Raw genomic sequence first — 2,129 nt, 5'->3', positions numbered from 1 at the left:
CCTATGCCACAAAGAAAAAAGACCGCGAGGGAATCAACGACTATATCGCCATCAAGACCGACACCAATGGTGAGGAACAGTGGACACAGACCGTAGGAAGCGGAGGCGAGGACATCCTGCGAAAGGCCATAGAAACCCGCGACGGGGGCTACATCCTGGCAGGGACCTCAATGGGTTCGCCATCACGCGACCGCTACTCCGGACAGGGACGCAACGACTTCTGGGTCGTGAAACTCAAGGACAAAAAGAAGAAGGAGGAAAAGAAGAACCCTATCGAGGCCTACCCGAACCCTACCCTGCACTACACCAACGTACTGGTAGGCTACGAGTTCCAGAAAGGGACAGCCACCGTCTACGACCTTTCCGGAAGGCAGTTGCAGCACTTCGACATTACCGACCGAACCGTGCCGGTCGACCTCGGCGGAGTTCCGGAAGGAATCTATATCATAGAGATACGGACAAACGTGCAGGAAGACGCCGTGAAGGTCGTAAAGGCAATCAACAGACAATAACAAGATATTACAGACATGAAAAAATTATATGCACTATTGGCCATAGGGCTGGGAATGGCCGCCAATGCCCAGGAGCAGAATGCCACTTTGGAATACGGTTCGGGAAGCCTGCCAAAGGAGACCTCGGCCATGTTCAAGTTCGACGACGTGCCGGTAAGCCTCTACACAGGCGTGCCCGACGTATCCATACCCCTGTTCTCGCTCCCTACGAGAAGCAGGGACATCTCTATCAACATGGCCTACAGGTACCATCCTTCGGGAAGTGCCTGGAATATAAGCTATGGGGGTACCATAACGCGCGTCATTGAAAACTCCTCCTTTGAGTTCAGGGACAGCCAATCGGGTTTTCCCAACAACTTACGGCTTACCAGGGACATTTACAAATTCAGTTTCATGGGGCACTCCGGATCGTTTACCACGCTGACAAGGCCCGACGGCTCCCAGTCTATATTGGCGAACAAGGGAGACTACATCAGGATAGAAGCTGAAAGTAATCTGACAACAGGATTCATGAACTCATTTACAGCCTATGATACCAAAGGATACAAGTATGTTTTTGGAATATACGATAAGAAGATCGTACCCAAACCAGGCATGCCTCAAATTACCCAGGAAACACGGACCATCTTCCACCTGACTGCCATATACGACAACAATGGGCAGAAACTGGTAGGTATCACCTATACCGAAAAGTTCGAGCAAGACCCAAATACTGGTAAAAAAGAATATACCAACATAGTAGCCACAATAGAACCCGAAGGCTTCGGAAAGGCACAGTTCATATATTCGCCTCTCTATGATGGAAAAAAGGTAGATGAGATCACCATTTTGGATCCTAACTCGAATGTGGTCAAGAGGATCGATTTCAGGGAATTCGAAAAGCTTATATTTAAGGATGCCGCGCAAAACAAGAATGAGGAATACCAGTTCTATTACAGTGACGGTGTATACGGAAACTATGATGCAGAGCGAGGCCTTCACCGTACCGACAAGTTCGGCTATCCGAATTTTATCCCATACGACCTTTATGAAGAAGGTTACATGGAAGAAGATAAATATATCGCTCACTCCGTCAATCCAAATATAGTTACCAGAGGTGTTCTCGAAAAGATAAAGCTGCCTACAGGAGGATCGATATTATATGAATATGAATCGAACACCTATTCCTTCTACCAGGGAGAATCCATATCAAAGATCTTATACTCAGGAGGAACCTATATAGAAGATCCTGACTACTATTACAACTATGAGCCTTACGAAAACACATTCGCATACAACCATATAGTCGAGGTAATAAAAAAAGGAACTATGGGAATGTTCTCTTCCTTTGATGTTGACGGAATAGGACAGCAGACAATCCACATATCCATCAAGCCCGAACTATATTTCAGCCAGCTTAGCCTCACATGGACTTATCCTCCCGTAATTGTATCTGGTCCTGGCAACTCGGGCTCAAGCTTCCCGCATAACAGGCCTTACAATCTGGAAAACTACGGATATGGAAAGGGATTCCCTCTGGATCCAGGGCGCTATAGGATACAGGTCGGGAGCCTGACAGAAGAAGCCAATGGTGCCAAGTACACTATAAGCCGGATTCGAAGAAACCCTGACGTCAAA

At 47.4% G+C, this 2,129-nt stretch carries 2 protein-coding genes; both read left to right on the top strand.

The window, feature by feature from the left end:
* Positions 1-512: T9SS type A sorting domain-containing protein (locus tag ASG38_RS18270; RefSeq protein WP_235498578.1), on the top strand; the 512-nt coding region annotated here is incomplete at its 5' end.
* A 15-nt stretch (positions 513-527) separates the two neighbouring features.
* Positions 528-2,129, top strand: a 1,602-nt coding sequence (locus tag ASG38_RS18000; protein WP_162239680.1) for a hypothetical protein, incomplete at its 3' end; no start/stop codon positions are given.

Source organism: Flavobacterium sp. Leaf359 (genome assembly GCF_001423985.1).
Taxonomy (GTDB): domain Bacteria; phylum Bacteroidota; class Bacteroidia; order Flavobacteriales; family Flavobacteriaceae; genus Flavobacterium; species Flavobacterium lindanitolerans.
The sequence above is the reverse complement of the archived record's forward strand: the minus strand, read 5'-3'. Positions and strand labels throughout refer to the sequence as shown.